Source organism: Peribacillus sp. FSL R5-0717 (assembly GCF_038002945.1).
Taxonomy (GTDB): domain Bacteria; phylum Bacillota; class Bacilli; order Bacillales; family DSM-1321; genus Peribacillus; species Peribacillus frigoritolerans.
In genome coordinates this window covers 4,465,702-4,483,631 of the sequence record NZ_JBBOOF010000001.1, presented here as the reverse complement: position 1 = coordinate 4,483,631, position 17,930 = coordinate 4,465,702, and the positions used below count along the sequence as shown (strand labels likewise).

The 17,930-nt window shown below is 36.6% G+C and carries 15 protein-coding genes and 2 pseudogenes; 3 read left to right on the top strand and 14 right to left on the bottom strand.

Translation table 11 applies throughout. The features are described from left to right. Nucleotides 1–2: 2 nt before the first annotated feature. From NYE65_RS21640 to NYE65_RS21620, 5 genes are all read right to left on the bottom strand, one after another. Complete coding sequence (locus NYE65_RS21640; RefSeq protein ID WP_340861634.1) at nucleotides 3–485, bottom strand: hypothetical protein; 483 nt, start codon at nucleotides 483–485, stop codon at nucleotides 3–5. A gap of 400 nt (nucleotides 486–885) precedes the next feature. Further along, a complete protein-coding gene (locus NYE65_RS21635) occupies nucleotides 886–1,668 on the bottom strand; it encodes a helix-turn-helix domain-containing protein (RefSeq protein WP_340861633.1) in 783 nt (260 codons plus the stop codon). Nucleotides 1,669–1,880: 212 nt separating this feature from the next. Then, on the bottom strand, nucleotides 1,881–2,105 hold the full coding sequence (locus NYE65_RS21630; RefSeq protein WP_340861632.1) for a hypothetical protein: 225 nt from the start codon (nucleotides 2,103–2,105) through the stop codon (nucleotides 1,881–1,883). A 663-nt stretch (nucleotides 2,106–2,768) separates the two neighbouring features. Further along, complete coding sequence (locus tag NYE65_RS21625) at nucleotides 2,769–4,181, bottom strand: DHA2 family efflux MFS transporter permease subunit (RefSeq protein ID WP_340861631.1); 1,413 nt, start codon at nucleotides 4,179–4,181, stop codon at nucleotides 2,769–2,771. Nucleotides 4,182–4,786: 605 nt separating this feature from the next. Then, complete coding sequence (locus tag NYE65_RS21620) at nucleotides 4,787–5,551, bottom strand: hypothetical protein (protein ID WP_340861630.1); 765 nt, start codon at nucleotides 5,549–5,551, stop codon at nucleotides 4,787–4,789. A gap of 788 nt (nucleotides 5,552–6,339) precedes the next feature. Here NYE65_RS21620 and NYE65_RS21615 point away from each other — a divergent pair. Then, nucleotides 6,340–7,027: pseudogene (locus NYE65_RS21615) on the top strand (ArsR/SmtB family transcription factor). A gap of 86 nt (nucleotides 7,028–7,113) precedes the next feature. Here NYE65_RS21615 and NYE65_RS21610 read toward each other — a convergent pair. Together NYE65_RS21610 and gloA2 are read right to left on the bottom strand one after the other, a co-directional pair. Next, on the bottom strand, nucleotides 7,114–7,998 hold the full coding sequence (locus tag NYE65_RS21610; protein WP_328178262.1) for a DMT family transporter: 885 nt from the start codon (nucleotides 7,996–7,998) through the stop codon (nucleotides 7,114–7,116). A gap of 213 nt (nucleotides 7,999–8,211) precedes the next feature. After that, entirely contained in the window at nucleotides 8,212–8,598 is a 387-nt protein-coding gene (gloA2, locus tag NYE65_RS21605) for an SMU1112c/YaeR family gloxylase I-like metalloprotein (RefSeq protein ID WP_340861629.1), read from the bottom strand. A gap of 395 nt (nucleotides 8,599–8,993) precedes the next feature. On the opposite strand from gloA2, the gene NYE65_RS21600 reads away from it, so the two are divergent. Beyond that, nucleotides 8,994–9,146, top strand: a complete 153-nt coding sequence (locus tag NYE65_RS21600; protein WP_328178261.1) for a hypothetical protein — start codon at nucleotides 8,994–8,996, stop codon at nucleotides 9,144–9,146. A gap of 66 nt (nucleotides 9,147–9,212) precedes the next feature. Here NYE65_RS21600 and NYE65_RS21595 read toward each other — a convergent pair whose 3' ends face one another. Continuing rightward, nucleotides 9,213–9,335, bottom strand: coding sequence for a hypothetical protein (locus tag NYE65_RS21595; protein ID WP_328178260.1), 123 nt, complete (start codon nucleotides 9,333–9,335; stop codon nucleotides 9,213–9,215). Nucleotides 9,336–9,834: 499 nt separating this feature from the next. After that, complete coding sequence (locus NYE65_RS21590) at nucleotides 9,835–11,235, bottom strand: NucA/NucB deoxyribonuclease domain-containing protein (protein WP_328178259.1); 1,401 nt, start codon at nucleotides 11,233–11,235, stop codon at nucleotides 9,835–9,837. 559 nt (nucleotides 11,236–11,794) lie between these two features. Here NYE65_RS21590 and NYE65_RS21585 point away from each other — a divergent pair. Then, entirely contained in the window at nucleotides 11,795–12,265 is a 471-nt protein-coding gene (locus NYE65_RS21585) for a DinB family protein (protein ID WP_098186990.1), read from the top strand. A gap of 948 nt (nucleotides 12,266–13,213) precedes the next feature. Here the strand turns inward: NYE65_RS21585 and NYE65_RS21580 are convergent. From NYE65_RS21580 to NYE65_RS21560, 5 genes and pseudogenes are all read right to left on the bottom strand, one after another. Beyond that, the gene (locus NYE65_RS21580) at nucleotides 13,214–13,636 is read right to left on the bottom strand and encodes a hypothetical protein (RefSeq protein WP_034313108.1); all 423 of its coding nucleotides are present in this window, start codon (nucleotides 13,634–13,636) and stop codon (nucleotides 13,214–13,216) included. Between the two features lie 532 nt (nucleotides 13,637–14,168). After that, nucleotides 14,169–14,237: pseudogene (locus tag NYE65_RS21575) on the bottom strand (hypothetical protein); the annotation flags it as partial. A gap of 38 nt (nucleotides 14,238–14,275) precedes the next feature. Continuing rightward, entirely contained in the window at nucleotides 14,276–14,431 is a 156-nt protein-coding gene (locus tag NYE65_RS21570; RefSeq protein ID WP_328178295.1) for a DUF1572 family protein, read from the bottom strand. Between the two features lie 414 nt (nucleotides 14,432–14,845). Beyond that, nucleotides 14,846–16,045 carry a C40 family peptidase gene (locus tag NYE65_RS21565; protein WP_340861628.1) on the bottom strand — a complete coding sequence of 400 codons (1,200 nt, stop codon included), beginning with the start codon at nucleotides 16,043–16,045 and terminating at the stop codon, nucleotides 14,846–14,848. A gap of 615 nt (nucleotides 16,046–16,660) precedes the next feature. Further along, complete coding sequence (locus NYE65_RS21560; protein ID WP_328110340.1) at nucleotides 16,661–17,410, bottom strand: TerC family protein; 750 nt, start codon at nucleotides 17,408–17,410, stop codon at nucleotides 16,661–16,663. Nucleotides 17,411–17,930: the final 520 nt, after the last annotated feature.

The window sequence follows — 17,930 nt, the reverse complement described above, 5'->3', positions numbered from 1 at the left end:
ACTCACCTCTTTATAACTGATACTTCACCATTTTCTTTTACTGCTAACATACGATCTGAGTAAATTTCAATAAATGTATAAATCGGATGTATCGCTAGACTTCTGGCTTTTTCCATCATATTAGGAAGGGGTTCTCCCTTTTTATAATGATGAATAATTTCTAATGTGCAATCAAGAGTATGAACTTCGAAAGGCATACCTAAATAACATTTAGCAATTATTCCAATAGGATATTGAGCAGGTGCAAGTTCAGGCAGCTCGTTATGAATATCACGAATTAGTTGCTGCACCTTCGCTCCGTCGCAATGTACCCCTCCAGCATCAAGATTTGACATTGATTTAACATAATTAGAAGAACGTTTTTGGCGAAGACGTCGATCAAGATCTAGGTCCGAAGATTGTACGGATGAACGAGACTGGGTTTGAGGATTAACTGACAGTTTATGATTTGTTGACGCCTTTCCAGAAATAATCGGTTTTCGCAACCAATTTCACCCTTTCAATGTGATTCACTTTATCCACCTTATACTACTAAAGGAATACAGGGAATATTCCTAATATTACAAACAAAAAAAGACATCACATACTTTCTCAATCAATGGGATAAGCTAGTGACCTTTTTAGACGATAATATATAGTTATTGGAACTTAGAAAATTAGATTAACGTCAGCAACAGCCTAAAAATAATAATCAAAGAGACCATTTCATGCTCCTTTCCAGGATATGAAATGGTCTCTTTTTTTTAGTGTATTTTGATATATGCAAAGAAATAGTTTATAATCAATAAAAAATATAATGAGGCCTCTGAGTAGCTCTGAATATAATGAATGGGCAATGACCTTGGATGTATGGTATAAAGACCTCAATCAAATCATTTCTTTAAATCATTTTAGTATGGATGATAGTTTTTGCTCTACCCACTTACTCATACTGATTCCTTCTTGTTCAGCTAACTCTGTTATACTTTCTAATAGATCAATAGGTAATTCTCTATACGAACTTCGTAAAATCAGGTGACCCTCTTCATTGTAGATGTCTCCTTTTATTAAAAATGGCAGGATATCATCCACAAAGAAACCCTTTATCGTTAATGGTCTTTCACCTGCTCGAATGAAGAGTTGGATCGTTTGATCCTGTTCCCTCAATCGTATGTTTTCCATTCCCCATGTTTCATATAAATAGTCCACGAATGGATAAAAGACAATGGCATCCTTCGGAATATCTAACTCTACATATCCTTTATGTTCAAAAGTGGATTGATGAATGGGATAGACAGGCTTTAACTGATACTCCCTGATCCCTTTTTCAAATGGCAACCATTTTTGAATATTAGCTAAGTAAAAACCCCATTCATTGTCCTTATTCCGTTTAACACGTGCTTCAGGAACCTTGCTTGAATGGAATTTCTGAAATAAGATGATATCGCGACTAGGATGATAATACTCAAATCGTTTTGGGCGTTGGGATTCAGATGGTTTCAGTAATCCGGCGGCTTCCTCATATGCTGTTTCAGATATGACATAGATTGTCCTCTCATCACCATAAGGGACGGCCTTGGCTTTTATTGAACCATCTTGTATATACTTATAAACACTTTGTACAGATAATCCCAATTTCTTTGCAACATCATTGGGACTCATACCAGTAGGTAAAAGATTGCTTTTCATACACTAATCGATCCACTTCCGCTTTTTCATAAACGTGCCTCTTTATGTAAACGATGTGGGTCCAGAATTTTTTTGATTTTCTTCTATTTTCCAAAATGGTAGACAGTTGCCTTGGATACGCCTAATAAATCAGCCACTTCTTTTTGTGTATACCATTCCACTTTATCCCCCTCCCATCCTTCTTGATTATCCGATACTGTTATTGGAATTCGTTAATTCCTCATGATACAAGACTGCTTCGCCTGGTCAAATTTTACACGATATTGGAGACGTGGGTGTTCGATCACTTCTAAAATCACGCCTTCTTTTTTTTCAAATTGTTTAAAGTAGTAAAAACTCACTGGGTCTTCTTCTTCCGTACATGTTAAAAGAACATAAACCGTTTCCCCTATTTCATAAACTGTCTCCGTGTTTTTTTCATGGTTTAGTTTATTCATTAGTTGTATCTTCACCTTTTATCTTTTACTGTTATATGTCTATATATCTCAGGATTAATTATTTATTCATATATATATTTTAATATATAGTAGTGACTTAAATAAGTATAATTCTAAATTCCTCTTATATAATCATTATTAATTTAATATTTGAATCTAATAATATAATAATTATCGTAAACCTAAATAAAGATAGGATTTATTTAGGACCTCATACCTTTATGGATGCTTTTGCCATCATTTCTCACTTAATTGGAGTGGATGTCTATCAGATTATGAAGAGTCTGGGCCATGAGCAGCTTTCCACTTCAGAGATATATTTGGAGAAAGTTTTTGAAAAAGAACGCCAAGCGATTCATTTGTGGTTTGGGGAGTAGTATATAATAGAAGAAAATCTTCATATTCAGAGGGGTTTTTGTGATTTTTGGCGCGCTCTTAAACGATCCAGTTTCTAAAATGGTTAAATTATGAAAATGAAAAAAGAGGGAGAACAAATCATCTGGATGACTTGTTTCCCTCTTTTTTAGAATCCCTTAGGTAGGCTCACGAAGGAATGATAGGACCTGGGAGGGAAAGCCACCAGGGGCGGCGTTGGAAAATGTTCATAACAAGTTAAAAAATGGTGTTCTAATTATTTAGTTTAAAAAACTCGGATTCAAACCTTTAATTCTTCTCCCCGAACTCTTTTCCTGCTGGTTTTTGATCCTTTATTTTAAAAGAAAGGAGGAAGCTAATTAACGAAAGTACAGCGATGACGATAAATGAGATTTGCGCACCATACATATCAGGATGGACTATCTCGGGACGCTGCTGAGCATTTTCGGTAGCTGATGTCATTACAGTAACAAGTATTGCAGTGCCTACTGATGCGGCAATCATTTTCATCGTATTATCCATTGCTGCACCATGGGCGATTAAGCGTTTAGGCAGCTGGTTTAAGGCGGCCGTTGAAACAGGCATCATAACCATGGCTAATCCGAACATCCGAATACTGTACATGACCATAATAAATGTAAAACTTGTTGAAGGACCAACATCGATAAAAGTAAAGGATGAAGCGGTTATGAGGAGTAATCCGCCAATAACCAGCCACCTGGCCCCAATCCGGTCAAAAATACGTCCAATGAACGGTGACATTATTCCGGTAATAAGTGCTCCAGGAAGTATGGCTAATCCAGCTTCAAACGCAGTAAATCCTCGCATGTTTTGCATAAATAGCGGGATGAGCGTTTCTGCGCCGATCAGACCCATAAAGGTAATGGCTCCAATAATGATAGCAATCGGAAATAATGAATACGTGAACACACGGAACTCCAGCATTGGATGTTTCAGTCGCAATTGCCTGTTGATGAACCAAACAAGTGATATTGTCCCAATGCCTAGGGATATGATGGTACTCTCGTCTGTCCAGCCATAATTACCAGCCGCTGTAAAACCATACAATAATCCACCGAAACCTACGGAAGATAAAACAATCGAAAGCACATCCACTTTTGGCCGTGTAACTTCTGTTACATTTTTTAAAGCGAAGAACGCAACGATGATATCAATAATAGCAATTGGAAGTATGATAAAGAATAACACCCTCCATGAGTAGGTCTCCGTAACCCAGCCAGATAAAGCGGGACCAATAGCCGGCGCGAAGGAAATGACCAGCCCGACCAGTCCCATCGCTGCACCCCGTTTATGCACAGGGAAAATCATTAGGAAGACTGTTTGCATTAACGGGAGCATGATTCCTGCTCCGCTCGACTGAATCATCCGCCCTAGCAGCAGCATTCCAAAATTAGGAGCCAGCCCCGCTACCAATGTACCAATAGCAAATATCCCCATCGCGGAAAGGAAAAGCTGTCTGGTGGTAAAGCGCTCCAGTAAAAACGCGCTAACAGGGATCATGATTCCATTAACCAGCATAAAAACGGTTGTTAGCCACTGTGCACTATTTGCCGTAACATTCATTTCCTCCATTACAGGAGGAATGGCGGTAATCATTAATGTTTGATTCAAGATCGCAATAAATGTACCCGCAAGCAAAAGAGCAACAATTGTTGTCTGTTTACGATTTGTTGAACTCAATTATGGTCCCCCTTTACGATTTGGAAAAAAACATACTTTTGTAGATTACACGAATTTACATCAAATTTCCAGTAATTTGCTGTTAAAAATAAAAGCAATAAAGTCGGCATTAAATCATTACTTCCCCTACAACTAAAAGGGGATTTCGTTTGAAGAACAGGTTGCGATTGATGCGTACTAGCCTAGTCAAAGGGTAGCTGTTGAGCCAAACACGAAAGGAAGTACCTTCAAAAGTCACTCCCCTATAAGAGCGGATCAAATAGCTGCAGCAGACATCAAAACATTCTTCTTTATTGCATAAAAAGCTCTCTTAACTGGCTATAACAAATAATCACCATTGTAATTAAGTTGCCGATATTTGCTTAGTATATTTCCACGTTTTGATACCGTGGTCCCTATGATCTAAAAGCGAATGATACTTTTTTGTTTTTTATAAATAATTATAGAAGAAAGTCGTCATTTTCAGGGTAGTTTTGCTGTATTTTGGATTCTATTGAATGGCGGTCACTTAAAACATAAATGGTTTAAAAATTAAAGATATGAAAAGTAGTCCAAATTTACAGATATCCCCACACCTAATCCTGCAAATATAAAAAGCATCCAATTTAATGGATGCTTAGATTTCCTTTCTTTCGTAATCTTATTTCAAATTTATCACTGAAAAACTCATTTGCATTAAAAATAGTACTAATGTCTGAAATATCACCTATGTTCACAATTAAGGGTTCATCAACTTCTTGATCTGTGAGAACTATGCGATATTCATATTGATTTTCAAAGTATTTATCTTTCCAAAAATAAATATCTGTCCCTTGATTTTTATAAGAGCTCATCCTAGCTGAGGAATTGATGTTATAATCATCATATTTTACCAAGCCCCCTCTGTAAGCATAGCCTTTTTCATTGAGTGTTCTAGTAATTCTGTCAATAAATTGCGATGGAGTAACAAAAATTAAGCTAACTCCGAACTCCCTGATCATTTTATCGATTTGTTCATTAGGTAAATCAAATTTGGTATAGTAATATTTTTCATCCTCGTTAACCACTTTTAACATATCGCCAACAATTGCAAACATACAATATAATGGTCTTTTTTCATTTATATTTTTTCTGAAATTCATTTTTTTAGTTCGCCCCGACATTATTAGTTCATTGGTATCTTGAGTAAAAAAATTCATGGTTAATTCCGTAAAAACATGAGCTGCTTCAAATTTGTCTCCTACACCTTTTTCTCCTGAAGCACTTTCTATATCAATATACTTTTTGAAATTATTCATATATAAATCTCCAGACAAAAAACTTTCCACAAAAGGTGTGAACTTTATAAATCCAAAAACTTGATCTTTAAATCCAACGTCTGATATTTTCATACGCTTCATTCCCTCCTATTTGACTACTAAATTCGACAAAAGGGACTATTCACCGGTATTTATTTTAAGACTATTAAGGAACGTTTACTGTTAGTGAACATGTACCAATGTATGCCTAGTTTACAAAGAATATACTTCATTAAAAACCGCTTATCCAAAGGATAGACAGTCTTTCTTCTTTACAGTCTTCTCTTTAGCCTCTCCTGATTTCATAATCTCTCCCTAATAAAAAAAGCACCCAATTTAACGGATGCCCCCAATTTAACTCGTTCATTTCATCAATAAAATCCTTGTAGAAACGACTCAAGATGTAATGTGCTTGACACCTGGTGTTTACCCTTTCCCATTTCATTCTTATTTCTAGTTAGCCTAAAAACAGTTCTCCTGCTTCCAAATTAAAACCACAGTTAACCGTTTAAAAAAGTTATGTTAAAAAACGTTCACTAAAAGCAAAGACCATTAATTTCCTTCGAGTGAGGATTAACTAGCATCTAAATAATTTATAGATAAATTTTTTGATTTTGGGCAGTCTCCTTGTTTCATATGCATTGCTTTAATGCCAAGTTATCATTTCTGCATATATGCTCCGAAAAAATACGAAATAAACACTATCCACTTTTATTGTAGGGTTCTTTTTCAAATTTAATTAAAGCAGAAATCGTGAATATACCGAATATCCTAGGGCAGCGGTACTGTATAATGGAAGTATAAGTTTACTTATTTTTAATGCTGATTAATTGGCGTTCAGCTTATTAACTAATCTATCGGCAGAAAGGTTGGTAACTATTTTGAGTATAAATCCAAATATGGTGGAGATAGCCTCCCTCCTTGGGGAAACGTCACGTGCAACAATACTTGCAAGTCTGCTGGATGGGCGTTTTCATACGGCAGGTGAATTAGCGTTGATGGCTGCAATAACCCCCTCAAACTGCCAGCTTTCACCTTTCTAAGTTAGTGGAAGGAAACCTTGTTATAGTTGAAAAACACGGACGACATCGCTATTATCAGCTAGCAAATGGAGAAATTGCGCACATTTTGGAATCGTTTCTTGCCATTTCCCCACCTCCTGAAGTTCGGTCGTTAAAACAATCAAGTCAGGTCAAAATGCTTCAGGAAGCCAGAACTTGCTATGATCATTTGGCAGGAAAACTAGGCGTCCAATTAACTGAATCATTGTTGAAAGCCGGATATTTGAAAAAAGAAGAGAGAGAGTTTACAGTTACACCCAAAGGAGATCATTTTTTTTCAGAATTCGGCATCGATTTACTTGATTTAAGAAGAAAACGCCGTTCATTTTCCCACTCATGTTTAGACTGGAGTGAACGTCACCATCATCTTGGCGGAGCTTTAGGGAATGCGATCCTTACCCATTTTTTTGATTTAGGCTGGATAGTCCGTGTTCCATCTATTCGCGCAGTAAAGGTCACACCTAAAGGGAAGGAAGGATTTAAAGAAGTTTTTTGCATAGAGGTATAATTTAATAATCCCTCATGATGAAAAAGAAAGGTTCTTTTTCACCATGAGGGACTTTCTGTCTTTAGCGGCTTAAATCCATGCGACTACTATAAAGCTCTTTTAACTAATTTATTTTCCTTTTGGAAATTGCTATTTACAAGATAGATGCCAATGATGATAAACAGTCCGCCAATTAAGAGTGAAGTGTATATCTGTTCAGCTAATAGTGCCCACCCTGATAATACACCGAAGAAAGGTGCCAAAAATAAAAAGGCACTTGTTTTTCCGGGATCACTCTTTTGTAAAAGGTAATACCAAACAGCAAATTGCACGATCGATGACATGATACTTAACCATAATAAAATGAACAACGAATTACCATTCAGTATGAAAAATGGTTTTTCAAGAATAAAGCTGCCAAGTAAAAGCAGTAAACCGCCAAAAAGCATCTGATAGGCAGATAATACCCATGTATCGGAAATCGCCCCCCATTTTTTCGCCAATAAAGTGGAAATCGCCCAGAAAACAGAAGAAAGAATGCCGAAAAGAATACCAACCTTAAATTCAAGTTGCGCTCCCATCGTTATAATTACTCCGACTAATCCTAATAAAACACCAATCCATTGATATAGTTTATAGCGTGTTTGTGAAAAGATCGTACCGAAAACAACAACAAGCAACGGGTTCGTGAATGTAAGAATGGAGGATTCACTTGCGGTAATCGTGCGTAAACTCAGGAAAATGCACCCCATTACTCCGGCTGTTTGAAAAGTGCCGATAATGAGCATTTTTATCCAATCCCCTTTAGAGTTTGGGTGCGGTCTTTTTAAAAAGATTACGATTATCGCCATTATGAGTCCGGCAAGTGTGAAGCGTAATGCGGCTAATAATAATGGGGATGAATAAGGTAGACCAATTTTAACTACTGCAAAAGAAGAACCCATCAAAAATGTCGTTAAAAGTATCAACACTGTAAATTTGTAAACATTCATTTTTTTATCTCCTGACATATTTAAATGACCAATCTACAGTTAGTATAGCCGGTGATTATTTCAGCTCTCATCGAAATATGGAATACAGGTGGATCAAACTTAATGGTATCGACATATCATAGGGAATCTTCATAGTTTAATTGATATAAGGAACCTCTTTAAATGATCGTATTCATCTTTGAAATCAACTTAAGAAATAGAGGTAACCTCATCCTATTTTTCATATATTTCAAGAGGCAAATCATCCGGATCACTAAAAAAAGTGAACCTTTTTCCTGTTAACTCATCAACACGGATTGGTTCGACTGGAATGTTTTCTTTTTCTAAATCTTCAATCGCTTGATTAATATCTTCCACTTCAAAAGCAAGATGTCTAAGCCCCCTAGCTTCAGGATAACTAGGACGATGCGGGGGATCAGGAAATGAGAACAATTCCAGCTGATATTCCCCTCCGACGATTAAGTCCAATTTATACGATTTCCTTTCTGACCGATATGTTTCCTTCTCGATATCACACCCTAAAATATTTATATAGAAGTTCTTTGACTTTTCATAATCGGAACAAATTATTGCAACATGATGTATTTTATTTACCTTCATTTGCTTCCTCCTTTAAAACATTGGTTATTTTCATCCGATTTTACCAAAGTTATACATATGCTTCCCTCGGACTCTACTGCACGATATGGTATATTCATTTCCCTTTCACAGGTCCACCATTTAGATTAATTGCAGACATTAGAAAAGTTATATATTCATCATGGAAAATGCCAAGGCCATACTTTTTGATTAATATTATTGCTAATGGCGTATAAAAAAATAAAAAGCCCTGTTAGCTGAAATTCAGTAACATCAGGCTTTCAAGATCTAACCGGTTGTGTTTTTGCACTATCTATATACCATTTCGAACAAACTTTTGTAAATTCTAATACCCACTTTTTCCTGCATTGATTTCAAACTATTTTACAGCAGGAATTGTTTGTGGATGTTCAGTCATGAAATTTCCCTTACCCGATTTCAAGGTCATAAAAGCGATAAAACAAACGACTCCGAATGAAACCAATAACCAAACAGCTCCCTTAAACGATCCATCGAAAGCGTCTATGACAAAACCAATCGTTAAAGGAGCGATGGAGCCAGCCAATTGATCTCTAAATTGACCACCCCCACTGCAACCTCCATTGGGGTGCAGTTCACTTCACGTATGCTTTTCTTTACCAGTTATCCGTTTTATCTAATAATTGATCAATATCAAATGCATCGAGACGAAATGGAATTGACTCTTCGGCAAGTTCTTCAGTAGCAAAAAGCAATTGGTCAATATCTATTATAGTCAAAAACAATTCCCCTCTCTTTTAATCACTTTACCCTCAAACATTACTTTAATAGTCAATTCTTTTGAGTGTATCATAACTACATATATTTATTGGGTAGTTCAGGTTGTGACAACGCTCTTTGTCTCCACAATCTCTCCAGAACTAGCCCAAAAAAGTAGGTTTTGTTCAAAGGACGAACAAGTACCAAGCTAAAGATTTAATAGCCTTGTATGGTGGTTAAGCCAAAAAGCATGAATACTTCACCATAGTTATGGAGTTTTCAATCTTTAACGCGAGGCTTGATAAGTCTGAAGGAGTTCAATGGATGTACTTATATCGTGCATTCTTTTCAGTAGGAAGTACCATTGATTTTTACTAAGACTATACGGCGGGCGCATTCGGGATTTTCACCCTATAGTGAAGCGTGAAAAACCCCTCACTGGCTGCATATTCAATAGAAAAAGGGAAATACTTGGTTCGGTACGAACCCTTAAGTCTCATCCGTCCGACACATCGACAGTTACTCATTAAATCCAATATAGAATTGATCTTTATGCAAAATTCGATCATATGCATACCACGCAGCGAGCCAGCGTCCATGTGTATTATTCGCTGCTCTTGGAATGTATCGAACCGAGAATCTTCCATCTCCAATCCCAGCCCCTTCATAAGTACTGGCAAACGGAAATTCGTCACATTCATATCCTTCAGGCTTACTTAGTTTGGAACACGCTGCATCTTTCGCCTTTCTATTGGCGTTATACTGCACCGAATCATATTTAGAATACATTCGGGTAAGGGGAGGCCTCCCTTCTATTCCAGGAATCAAACTTCCTGGGGACATTAGAGCGTCCTTATGATGTTGGAAAGCTTCCGTCATGACGTTGAAGTAAGAGTTGTTCATGTCATAGTAGAAAACCGGGTGTACGTTAGCAAAAATGGCCCCTTCTTTAGGAAAGAAATGAGGGTTGAACACAAACAAGTAGTCGGCAGAGTCCATACGGATCTTCTCTTTAGGACCGTCTTCGGTAAGTGGCGGGAATTTATTACCAGGCGGGTCGATAGTCACCCTCGGCCATAGATCCATAAAGCTGACTTGATCCTTATTGCCTGCAGTAATTGGTGGCGGATCTGAATCAAAAATGGTCGATCCATCATCATTCGATCGCCATTGAGCCAACGTCCGCGTGGTCGGAGAATCATCCCCTATACAATCCCTGCTCTCAGAGATACCATCACACTTGATACTGACGGATACTTTGGAACCAATCCAACCTCTACTGTCCAAGTCCGTTTGAATATCGTCTACTTTATAGTTGTAGGAGACAGTTCGCTGGCCATTGTAACTATTTCCGATCACTGTCAGTCGAAAGGAAACCCAATCACAAAAGAATGGGAATGAGCTGGGACCGCATCCCGCCGGATCCGAGTACACGATATAATTGGACCAACAGTAAGAATAGTGATTTTTGATCCACCCTTTTGATGCGTTCTCGTTCTCTACACAGGCATCAAATTGAATGTCATCATACTCGAAGGGTGGCGGTGTCCAATCGTCCCCTTGATCAGCAGTTTTAACCAAGTCCATTTTCACAGGATAAGTTTTTTTACTCTTTGCAGCTTCCGATGCCATCTGTTCCAAGGTTTGTTTTCTCGGTGCATACTGTTGATCAGAGATTAGACCAAGTTCTTTTGGCGATTTACCTTGTTGAAGCTGTTTAATTGCCTCATCAGCTTTTTCAGGATCATTCGTCGGGATAAGGTACATCTGTGGTTTGCCTTTGGACGACTCCATTTCACCTGCTTCCTTGACATCTGACTCCTGATTTTGTTTAGCCTCAATCGACTTTGAAGTGACTAAAAAATTGAAAATCAACGTCAGGGTCAAGGTCACGGATAACCATGGTGTGTTTCTCTTCATTTTTCCTACCTCCATTATCACTAATTTTCAGAGCACAATATCAAGATATATATGATAAATAATTACTTACATCCAGCATCGTATTGTAAGTGATATAGAAGCCATAAATGATGGGAAGATGGCAAGTTCTTGAACGTAGAAGTCCGTCTAAAATCAAACTTTATTCAAATTGTTTGGATCCTTTTTAATTCTAGAATTTGAAGAATGAATAGCTCTCCATATGTAAATATTCATACACCAGAATACATTTCTAATAATTTCCATTATACCGCAAATGAAACTGTATAATTTTACAATTGTATAACAATTATCGTTTAGCATTTAACTTGCATTTATCGAATTTTCAGTTGAGCCCAAAAAACCTGATGGGACTTTTTATTTTTGTAAGAATGCTAATAATATAGTTCTATAAGTAAAGCGATTCTTTATAAAAGATTGCTCCCTATTGCGGAACAAGAACCGGTTGAAATAAAGCTAATTTCAGGAAATTCAAACCATATTCTTTTTCGGTTTTTACTGGTATAATATGGATGATTTTGTTAGTGAGAGGGGAGAAAACATGAATCAACTTGTATTTAAGCAATTTGAGATGACGAGAGAATACTTCATCAAGAATGTAGAGTCCATTTCTAAGGAACTAAACGATGTGCAGCCAGATGGCTTTAATAACACAATTCATTGGCATACTGGTCACGTTTTGACAATTACAGAACAAACTATGTTTGGTTTCCCGAATGTAACAACCCATCTTCCCACGAATTATATAAAGTTGTTTGGGAATGGCACAAAACCAGCCGATTGGACAGGGAATATACCTGCTATGGATCAGCTGGTTGTACAGTTGAAAGATCAATTAACTCGTTTAAAGCAAATTCCTCCTGAACAGCTAGATCAAGATTTGGATACACCATTCCTAGGATGTAAGACTGTTGGAGAACTTGCAGGTTTAACATTAATGCATGAAGCGACTCATATGGGGCAAATTCAGGCAATGAAGCGGATGATTGAGCATGTAAGTCTCAAAAACTGAATTTAACAAAGTGTTATATTAAGATGAAAAAGCCAGTCTAATAAAACTGGTTTTTTCTTTTGTTTGTTATATTTTATACATCATTAGTCTACATAACACTCTCTATTTTCATTGCTCCACAAACTATTCTTTCTTGAACACACTTAGTCTACCTATTTTTATTAAGCTATTCTGCCCCTTAGCCATAATTTATCTAAATAAGTTTTTCTATTATGTCAAAAAACAAACAACAGCAAAAAAAATGGACACTCAACTATCTGTAGCAACCTTTACTGGTACTGAATTAGGACAAGAGCCTGCAAATATTCCTCAAGAAGTATTTAATTCGTATCTCCATTTCATTGCCCAGCAAATCTAGCTTCAAACTCATTAAAAAAACAGATAGTTTCATATAGTTCTCAAGCTCAACAACAAATGAAGAAAGCAGATCAACAAGAAGAAACTCCAATAGAAAAACACAATATATGAGATTATGATGGGGCATGGAAAGATGACCGTCTTTAATAAAGTGCATTTTCCTTTAATTTTTTCGACTTAAGTCCTTCATTTCCTTTCACTAAAAAGGAGATGCCGATCAGCTCCTGATAATGAAGTAAAGCACCTGTCAGCCATCCATTAAGCGCAAAAATCAGCGCTCCACCACAGAGAATGAAAATCGTGGAAAATCGTCCATACTCATTCTATGGCTGGGTGAGTAAGGCGATGAACGATGGTACCAATAGAGCCCATTCGTTAGTCTGACCCCAACGGCCTCGGTGCATCACAGACTGTCGCTCCCTTAAGGAGTTGACAATAAATAATGGATGATAACAATACAACCAAGCTCGGACCTTTTTTGGTGAATCTCATTAACTAGCTCACCTAGACAATAAACCCATGAGCTAGCCTGTTTTGACCATGATGATGTAGATGTACAAGAGTTCCCAGATTATCCTCTGAGGTTATTGTTTACTTTAAGGTATCCAATCCAACTTTAAAGAATGAGTTTAATCCATAAGCCACTGATTGAACCGTATTCGCATTATCCAATAGTGACTGTTTGTTCTCCCCAGTTGGATTCTCTTTTGCACGTATGAAGGAGGCTTCCAGAGCTGACAACTTTTGTTTCAACTCATTGATTTGCTCTTGGACTGAACCCTTAATTGCAGTAGCTTCCCTGAAGCACTGTTTACCTTTTGGACTAATCGTTGCTCTGCTTATCTTCCCAGTTGTACTCTTTTTGATAGCTATGAGCTTCTTGTTCGCAAGTATCACTAACTCAGCCCTTACCACTTCAAGATTTTTATCGTACTTTTCAGCAATTTTACTTACACATCTTTCTCTATTGCATTCCTCAAGGAAAGAAAGTATTTGCTTTTGTAGATGATTCATATTGGTTTCTCCTCTTAATTTTGTTTCCATTTGCAAGAATTATAAAGTTTCTTTCTACCATTTCTTTAAAGTTTGCATACCATAAAACCCCAAAACACATATATTGTTTTTTTCGTATTTTCTCTTACAAAAAAACACCTTTAATTTATCACAGGAACCACAGAATCTAATATAAAACTACAGAAACTAACAAATGTTTTTTAAATATTCAATCAATCTCACAAAAATTGGAAGTATACGCATTCATAACGTAAGGGAAAGAACGAGACAAGCATTGTTTAAGGATATAGGAAGAGGATCAAAGCCATTCGCTTGCGGGAAGTATTAGGCTCAACAACTCGAAGAGTAAGAAAAACAGCTGCTATGTTAACCGAAATCGATGAATATAGTAAAAGGATCTATGATCATCTCACCAAGAAAAGCTGGTGGTAAGAAATTATGAAAGTAAATAAAAATATCCATATGGATTATACCAAGATAAAATTCTCTGGCACCCGTTAAGAAAACAGTTTTTTTCTGAAGCATATATCAATTAGGATTTTCCATCCTTTTCCCAAACAATAGTTAGCTTGGATTTTGAAGATATATCTTCTATAAATTCTTCATCACGATTTCTATATCCCTTTTCTCCGTCTAAAGTTAAAAAGTCATTTCACCTTGTGAAATCATATTTCCACTCAAATGCTTTACTATTACCGCAACAGACTCGATATTATGAGTCCCATGTATTTTCCTTTCGGATAATTGATTTACCCCTTTATCTCCAAGGCTTTTTACACTTTTAAAACTTTCGATTAATCTTTAAATATTCGTTTCCAACATCACTGTCAGTTTATTCCAAAATAGCATTTTCTTAAAATTAACCTGAAATTTTTACTACAATCATTTAAATAAAGTTTTCTTCAACTAACTGCCCATTAAGTTGAAATCAGGTCATTTCGGTTTTTCCTTTTTATAAACAGTACAACTTTTTTCTAACACAATTTCGATTCTTATCGCAGTTAAACCATCTATTAATAACCGATAAAACTTAACAACTTTCATTTTCTTTTCATTGTATATTCCTCAAAACTTTTGCCCTTTTTAAGCCATTAAAAAACCCTCAAGATAGTAGTTGTAACATCGTTTGTTCTGATCTTGTTACACTGCCTACCTTAAGGGGATAATATGACTAGAAAATCCAAGTATTCTAACTCTCTCGTGTCTATATTAGTCCATATTGATTTGAACTTGCCCAAAACTTTCGAACTTCTTATTAAAATCACTTGAAGTAAGGTCAGATATATGAACACCAGTATTCCTTGTTGTATGAATAAAACGACCATCCCCTAGATAAATACCGACGTGGGTTATCTCTTGACTTAAGTCTGTATCTCTAAAAAATACTAAGTCGCCTGCCTTTGGATCTCTGAGTTTCGGCAGCAAGGAATAGTAGTCCGCTGCCGAACCCCGTTTAAGGGAAATGCCCTGCTCCTTCATGGCCCAATAGATAAAACCGCTGCAATCCATTCCAATCATCGGATCATATTCTCCAAAAACATAGGTAAATCCACGTAGAGTATAAGCATACTTTATGACATCATAAGCTTTATCATAGGAAGCCTCTTGATTTGCATAAAATGGATACAAGGGACTGCTGTATATTTGAAGATACTGTCCCTGCATCAAGCTATCAGTTGGTAACGCGTTACGCTTTTTGATTGTATCCACCGATACACCGTAATTATCCGAGATACTTTTAAGTGTTTCATTATTTTGAACGACATGCTCTCCTTTTGGTGTATACGTTTTATACTCGGCTTGGTATTGTGCAAAATATTTTTCTATGGTAGATCTCACCTGAACTGTCTCTGCTCCGTATCCAGAATTAACGAACTGATTTCCCCCCAGATAGATCCCTGCGGTCACGACTTTTGAACTCCCCTTTTCCAGAAAAAATATAATATCTCCAGCCTTAGGAGTATTTGTATCCATTCCTTGCTTATAATAGCCTTCAACTGACAAACGGTCGATAGGCACCTTTTGTCGGGAGAGTACCCAATGAATCAATCCGCTAGAATCAAACCCTTTGATAGGTGTCTCTTCTCCAGCCGTTTTTTTAAATCCTGTAAAAGATTTCGCATAATTCCCAATTTGTTTCCCTCTCTCTGACCACTGATAGTTCGAAGGAGTATAAGCAGTCTGAATGGTTAACTTCTGGCCAATATATAACTTACCATCCGGTAAACCATTCATATCCATTAATTGCTCTGTCGATATATCATAGATCGCTGCAATCGATTCTACCGTTTCTTGAGAGGATACAGTATGCACTGGATCTGCTGCTTCAACTTTTAAGCCAGATAAAAAAGTAAAACTAACCATGCCTAGTAATAAAAACAACATACTACCTAATATTCTTTTCGCCATTTGACCCTTCCTTTATCATACAGATTTTGTTCCTTCCTATTGAAATTATGTAATAAAATATCAACTGTATAACTTTAACATAAAAATACTATTAATTGGATTCACTTCCACTTTCATCATTGAACTAACCTTCTCTTTTGTTTATACTTTTGCGATATAATATAAGGCCATTTTGTAAAAAAATGCCCCTTCGTAAAAGTGTCTTTTACGAAATACGCTATTTAGCTAATTATAGGATCAACAATAAAAATGATATGACGCGAAATTTAAAAAGCTCAGTTCCATAGTAAGAAAGAACACGAACTCGCTGAAGAACAAGTTTGTCTCAATTTTATAAAACCTTGAACGTCGCTTGGAACATTGGGCACTCGTGGAAAAATAAGGGTGATAATGTTATGGAAAACAAGGCAATACTGCAGCCGGAAAGGCTTTGGTAAATGGCAGCAATGGCAAAAAAGCACCTCCAATTGTTAGAATGATGTCTAACAATTGGAGGTGCAGTTCAAATTTGAAGTCTGTCTAAAGTTCTAATTTGGCAAACATAACGTTAACAAAAAAATAAGCCTAAGGAGCTCATTTAGGGAATTTAATGACTTATTTCAACTCTTTATAACATTAGTGATTTTGATTATCGTTTTTCACTGTTTTTCCAGATAAAAACCATCCGCCTATAGCGATAAGAAGCATGACTGACCAAAAGATTATATTCCAAACCGGTCCTTCAACAAAATCGTGAGAGATAATGTGCACGGCTGGATGTGCAAGGGTATGCATTAATAACTTAACCCCTACCCAACCAACGATTAACATGGCTGCCGTTTCGAGGCTAGGCCGCTCCGTCAGTACCTTAACGAAGTATCCTGCCGCAAACCGGATGACGATTAAACCTGCAATGGCCCCTAATAAAATAACAATGAATTTTGCCCCATCCATTCCTCCTATATCCCCCATTGGCGTATCTGGCAAGGCAATGACTAGAGCGACTGCAGCTAAAATGGAATCAATAGCAAAAGCAATATCAGCCAATGCAATTTGCGCAACGGTCATCCGGTAGCTTTTCCCTTTTTTTTCTTTTTCTCCGTGATCCCTTTTTAATAAATGCTTTAATGAGATGAAAATCAGATATGCAGCCCCAATGGCTTGAACTTGCCAAACATGGAAAAGGTACGAAATGATGAAGATTGCACCAATCCTAAATATAAAAGCCAAAAGCAACCCAATATTAATCGCTTTTTTTTGCTGTTCTTTTGGTAAATGCTTTGACATTATGGCTAAAACCAATGCATTATCAGCAGATAATAAACCTTCTAAAAAAATTAGAATAATTAACACCCAGCCATATTCCAATAATAACGATAGTTCCATGATACCCCCCTAAAAGCATGTAAAAGAATGCGTATATGACTTAAAACCCAACAACACTTTCTCCTCCAATATTGTCCCATCTTCTCTTCTTCCTTATTCAATCCTTCCGTCCAATTAGCTTCATTAAAATAAGGTACCGAAGCCACTCCCTATTTAAAGTAAAGCATCCGTCAGCTCTATAATATTCTTTAATGCTTAGACTTCATGATTTACATCTTCGCACTCCGAAAAACTCCAACTTAATTCCTATTCTGCCATTAAATGATATTTCTGTAAAATGTTTTTATGTTGTTCCTGCGTCTGTAATTGTACGGAGTATTCGTAACAAAAACATAGTCACTTTCATTTGACTCAATATTTTAAATGTTAATAATCCCCATCTCTACATACAAGCTTAATTAAAAGAAAGCTGCGGCGGATAACATGGAAAGGTAAACATCATTTTTCCTTATATGATTTAGTTGCAACATTAATCAAATGAATAAAATCATGGATTTACCTAAATAATAGGAAGACTAAT